The sequence below is a fragment of the Streptomyces sp. NPDC049915 genome (assembly GCF_040656475.1).
GTDB lineage: Bacteria > Actinomycetota > Actinomycetes > Streptomycetales > Streptomycetaceae > Streptomyces.
Genome location: NZ_JBFAMH010000064.1, coordinates 1 through 5,018, shown reverse-complemented (window position 1 = coordinate 5,018; position 5,018 = coordinate 1). Strand labels below are relative to the sequence as shown.

Annotated in this window: 3 protein-coding genes and 2 pseudogenes; all 5 read right to left on the bottom strand. The window is 70.1% G+C overall.

Annotated elements, in window-relative coordinates; all coding sequences use genetic code 11:
• A pseudogene (locus AB0J12_RS39365) lies at positions 1–143 on the bottom strand (ATP/GTP-binding protein); the annotation flags it as partial.
• Positions 124–696: a DUF742 domain-containing protein gene (locus tag AB0J12_RS39360; RefSeq protein WP_363269617.1), complete on the bottom strand. Its 573-nt coding sequence runs from the start codon at positions 694–696 to the stop codon at positions 124–126. The gene AB0J12_RS39360 and the pseudogene AB0J12_RS39365, both read right to left, overlap by 20 nt.
• A 98-nt stretch (positions 697–794) precedes the next feature.
• The gene (locus tag AB0J12_RS39355; RefSeq protein ID WP_004983065.1) at positions 795–1,208 is read right to left on the bottom strand and encodes a roadblock/LC7 domain-containing protein; all 414 of its coding nucleotides are present in this window, start codon (positions 1,206–1,208) and stop codon (positions 795–797) included.
• 10 nt (positions 1,209–1,218) lie between these two features.
• On the bottom strand, positions 1,219–4,473 hold the full coding sequence (locus tag AB0J12_RS39350; RefSeq protein ID WP_363269616.1) for a nitrate- and nitrite sensing domain-containing protein: 3,255 nt from the start codon (positions 4,471–4,473) through the stop codon (positions 1,219–1,221).
• 419 nt (positions 4,474–4,892) lie between these two features.
• Positions 4,893–5,018: pseudogene (locus tag AB0J12_RS39345) on the bottom strand (ATP-binding protein); the annotation flags it as partial.

Below are 5,018 nucleotides of genomic sequence, written 5' to 3'. Positions count from 1 at the left end.
ATCACGGCCTCCGTGCGCAGCGGGTTGATCTCCGAGACGGCGCCGACGAACGTGGTCTTGCCCACGCCGAAGCCGCCCGCCACCACGATCTTCGCGGAGGTGGTGGAGCGGGAAGGACCGCCGCTAGAGCTTGCGAAGTCCACTGAGCACCCTTTCGAGCAGTGTCACGTCTGGCTGGCCGCCGGCGTTCTCGTCGCCGCCGGGCTGATGGATGGCGACCAGTCCCGCCTCCGCCAAGTCGGCGACGAGGATCCTGGCCACGCCGAGCGGGATCGTCAGCAGGGCCGAGACCTCGGCCACCGACTTGATCTCGCGGCACAGGTTGCAGATCCGCTGATGCTCGGGCAGCTGGCCCTGCATCTGGTGCGGAGCAGCGGTGGTGTGTACCAGCGCCTCGATGGCGAGCTGGTAGCGCGGTCGCGTCCGGCCGCCGGTCATGGCGTACGGACGCACCAGCGGGTTGTTCGACGCCCCGGCGGGCGCCGGCTCGGGGGTGCGACGCTGGGGCTGCACGGGCTGGATGCGCGGGGCCGGCGGCTGGTCGTACGGCGACGGGCCGGGGCCCTGGGGCATGTACGGCTGCCGGTGGCTCGGGGCGGAGGGGTAGGCGTACGGGTTCGCGGAACCGTCGCCGCGGCCCTGGCCAGGGCCGTACGACCAGTTGCCCGAAGACGATCCGCCTGGGGGTGTTGCCACTTTTTCTCCTCCTCCGAGCGTGTCTGGCATCCCACCACGTGGAAGCCCGCGTCCCGAAACCTTACGGCCCCGGGACGCCAATACGCACCGTCCCCCTGTCAGTTGAGCAGGCTGCCCTGGAGCTCAGCCCGCAGATCCGGCGTCAGGACAGTACCGGCCCGGTCCACCAGAAGGGCCATTTCGTATCCGATGAGACCGATGTCCGCCTCCGGGTGCGCCAGCACCGCAAGCGAGGAACCGTCGGAAATGGACATGATGAAGAGGAATCCCCGCTCCATCTCCACAACCGTCTGGTTCACGCTGCCGCCCTCGAAGATCCGGGACGCACCGGCGGTCAGAGAGGTCAGACCGGAGGCGACGGCCGCGAGCTGATCGGCGCGGTCGCGGGGGAAGCCTTCGGACATCGCCAGAAGGAGTCCGTCGGCGGAGACCACCACCGTGTGGGACACCCCCGGGGTGTTGTCCACGAAGTTGGTGATCAACCAGTTCAGGTTCTGTGCCGCCTGGCTCATCGGGCTCACACTAACGCTCCTGGTTGTAGGTGCTGTCAGGACCGAAGCCCTGGCCGTTCGTTTCACTGCCTGCGCTCGCGCTGCGTCCACGCTGGACGCCTCGGCGCAGGTTGCTCAGCCTGCCCCGGACGTCCTCCGGGGCGCGGGAGACCTGTGGGCCCCCCTGGGGGGTGGTTTCGGCGGCGCCGTCGACCAGGTTGGCCTTGGGAATCCGCCGCGGCAGGCCGGAGGCTGTCACCCCGCCCGCCTTCGGCTTCCGAAGCTGCGCGGCCTGCTGCCAGCGGTCGTCGTTCGCCGACCGCCAGCTGCCATTGTCGCCGTTGTGCTCCGGAGTGGGCGCCGGCGCTTCCTCGTTCACGCGCTGCGCGGAGCCGTTCGAACCGCTCGCGTGGGATCCGCGGCGCGGCAGCCCGGCGTCGGTCAGCTCGTGGGCGGCGGAAGTGGCCGGTCCCGGACGGTCGAAGCCTACGCGGTCCTGCTGACTCGCGTCAGCGGTCCGCTTCGGTTCCGCTTCCGGTGCCTGAGCAGCGTACTGGGACCCGTAGCCGTTCTGGTAGCCGCTGTGCTGCTGGGGCCAGTCGTCCTGGTAGGACGTCCGGTCGAAGCCCGAGGGGTTGCCCGTGGTGTCGGCGTGCGCCGGCGCGGACTCCTCCTGCGCGGGCTCCGCATAGGACGACTCGGAGTAGCCGCCGGCGTTCTGGAAACCGTCGTTCTGCGGTACGTGGCCGTTCTGCCCGTAGTAGGAGTCCTCGTACGACGGCGCCTGCTGCCCGTCGTAGCCGCCGCGCTGCTCCTCGTACGCCGTGTGCCGGTCGTACCCGGCGCCCTGCTCCGGGAAGCCGCCCTGCTGGGCGTCGTAGGCGGACTGCTGCTGGGTGGTGGAGCCGAAGTCGTCGGCGTACCCGCCCTGCTCGGGGGTCTGCTCCTGGGGCCGGCCGTTCGACTGGGACTCCAGGGCCGCGCGGCGCTCCTCGCGCATCAGCGAGCGGCCGACCGGGTCCAGGTCCCGCAGGTCGTCGGGGACCTCGACATAGCGGCTGTCGTCGAAGCCCAGCTCCGCGGCCGTCCGCATCGGCTGGCTGAAGTCCTCACCCCGGTAGTTCTGCTCCGGGATGATCTGCGAGACGGTGAACTCGTCGCGCTGGACGTGCTGTTCGCCGCCACCGCCGTGCGTGATCGCGTCCGGCAGCATGACCAGCGAGGTCGTGCCGGCCTGCTCGCCCGAGGGGCGCAGCTGGACCCGGATGCCGTGCCGGTCGGACAGCCGGCCGACCACGAACAGGCCCATGCGCTGGGAGATCGCGACGTCCACGGTCGGCGGGTTGGCCAGCTTGTGGTTGATGTCGGCGAAGTCCTCGGCCGTCAGACCGATGCCCTTGTCGTGGATCTCGATCATCACGCGGCCGTCCGGGAGACGGGTCGCGGTGACACGGACCTTGGTCTGCGGGGAGGAGAACGTGGTGGCGTTCTCCAGCAGCTCGGCCAGCAGGTGCACGAGGTCGGTCACGGCCCGGCCGTGGATCTCGGCCTCCGGGACGCCCTGCAGCTCGATGCGCTCGTACTGCTCCACCTCGGAGGAGGCGGCGCGCAGCACGTCGACCAGCGGCACCGGCTGGTCCCAGCGGCGGCCGGGCTCCTCGCCGGCGAGGACCAGCAGGTTCTCGCCGTTGCGGCGCATACGGGTGGCGAGGTGGTCCAGCCTGAAGAGGTTCTCCAGCTGGTCCGGGTCGGCCTCGTTGTTCTCCAGGTCCGTGATCAGGGACAGCTGGCCCTCGATCAGCGACTGGTTGCGGCGCGAGAGGTTGGTGAAGATCGCGTTGATGTTGCCCCGCAGCAGGGCCTGCTCGGAGGCGAGCCGGACCGCCTCGCGGTGCACCTGGTCGAAGGCTCGGGCGACCTCGCCGATCTCGTCGGTGGTGGTGATCGGGATCGGCGCGACCCGGGTGTCGACCCGGCCGGGGTCGGTGCGCGAGAGCTGGTCGACCAGCATCGGCAGGCGCTGCTCGGCGATGCCGAACGCGGCGTTGCGCAGCTGGCGCATCGCGCGGCTCATCTGGCGGGCCACGGCACCGGCCAGGATGAAGGCGAGCAGCAGGGCGATCACCACGATGGCGCCGGTGACGATGGCGTCCTGCTTGGCGCTGTCGGCGATGCTCTGCGCGTCGGCCACGGCCTTGTCGACCAGTTCGGTCTCGACCTGGCGGTAACCGTCGAACTTCGCGGTGGAGGCGCCCATCCAGGTCTGCGGCGTCACGCCCTTGGCGGCCAGCTCCTCGGAGCTGAAGGTGCCGGCGGCGATGCCCTGGAGCATCTTGTCGGCGACGGGCATGGCGGTGTAGGCGCCACCCTGCGTGGAGCTGCTGTCACCGGCGTTGACGGCCGCGCCCCGGTCACCGACCTTCTGGCGCTGCTGCGCCATGACCTGGTCGAGACGGTCGACGTCGGCCTGGGTGGCGCCGGAGACGAACTCGTTGACGGCGATGCCCTCGAGGTAGCGGTACGTGGCGAGGGAGACGCGCTGCTGCGCGGCCACGCTCCGCTTGTCGGCGGGCCGGATCAGCAGGTGCACGCCGATCGCGCGCTGCAGCGAGGTCGCGGCCTTGGCGAGGGAGACGGCGTAGACGGTACGGCCGTAGGAGGTGACGTTGCCGGTGCCGAGGCTCAGCTCGTTGGCGAACTCCAGCAGGGAGTGCTGGACGAGGACGTAGCCCTCTTCCGTCTTCACCGGGTCCATCGGCTTGGTGAACGCGGCCTGACGCAGGGCGCCCAGCTTGTTCTCGTTGGACCGGAACAGCTGCATACGGCGGTCGAGAGCGGCCGTGTGCGGCAGGTTCTTCGCCGCCTCGTCGAACTTCCCCTTGGCCGAGTCGGTGGCGGCGCGCAGCTGCTTGACCTCGGCCGTCTCGCCCTTGCCCTGGAGCAGGTCGGGGGCGGTGAGGTCACGCTCGTCGAGCAGGGCCTGGCCGTAGTCCTCCGCTGCGCGGACCAGCAGGGCGACGTTCTCCGCGTCCTCCGCGTTCTGCCAGGTGTCGATCGAGCTCTTGACCTGGAAGCCGCCCATGACGAGGCCGACGAGCACGGGTATGAGCAGGATCGCGTTCAGCCGGGTCGGCACCCGCCAGTTGCGGGGGGAGAAGCGGCCGCCGCTCGGGGCCGGCGCCGCCGACGGTTCCGAACCGGGCACAGGAGCGGGCGCCGCTGTGCGCGGCGGCGGGGTGAAGTTGCCCCGCGCCGCCGGCTCGGGACTGTTCTTGCTTCGCCTCACTCGACCAACAACCTCTCGGCGGTCGGCACCTTCGTCGTGCCGCAGTGTGTCCGTGCCCGGTCGGCCAAACGACTCCCGGTAGGCCTACCAGTACGTCTTTGACTATTGGGCAGTTCAGGCATTCCAGCACGACGACCTGCGCTCTTCCAAACAGCGGAATGCGCGGGCTCGAGGTGATGTAAGCCCCGCATAAAACGGTCATAAAGAGCGAGCCCCGCCAAAAGACGGGGCGTTCGTGCGCACAGCGACACCGGGCGACCGCGACGCGTGGCGGTTCTCCACGATTCCTCTGCCGAACTGTTATGAACGCCGGAGCCGGCCGTGTCAAAGGCCACAGCCGGCTCCGTCACCGCCCCACGACAACTGCCGTATCGCCCTTCCGACTTGAGTGCCGGCCCGGCGCCCCACCGAGGTGGGCGCTAGCGCAGGCGTGCCATCAGGGCGTGTTCCACCAGCGTGATCAGGGCGGACTTGGCGTCGGCGCGGTGGCGGGCGTCGGTGGTGATGATGGGGGTGTCCGGGCCGATCTGCAGTGCTTCGCGGAC